We start from the raw sequence: 262 nt of genomic DNA, 5'->3' as shown, positions 1-262 counted from the left end.
CACCACAGAAGAAATATGGGGATGTCACCGTTGAGTACAAGAACAAAGACGGCGTTACGATTGCACCGAAAGTGACTGATACACCACGTTCAGAAGTGGGTACAGATTACGATACCACAGACCAACGCCGTGATACCATCACGACCGTTGATGGCAAGAAGTACAAACTGGATCTGAAAGCTACTCAAGGGGCAGAAAAAGGGAAAGTCGTTGAAGGCAATACCAATATTACTTACTTCTATGATCTGATTCCAGATGCACC

The 262-nt window shown here is 45.4% G+C and carries 1 protein-coding gene; it reads left to right on the top strand.

Annotated elements, in window-relative coordinates; translation table 11 throughout:
• Nucleotides 1-262: MucBP domain-containing protein (locus HMPREF2963_RS02200; protein ID WP_186821950.1), on the top strand; the 262-nt coding region annotated here is incomplete at both ends.

The organism is Streptococcus sp. HMSC067A03 (assembly GCF_001814295.1).
Classification (GTDB): domain Bacteria; phylum Bacillota; class Bacilli; order Lactobacillales; family Streptococcaceae; genus Streptococcus; species Streptococcus constellatus.
The sequence above is the reverse complement of the archived record's forward strand: the minus strand, read 5'-3'. Positions and strand labels throughout refer to the sequence as shown.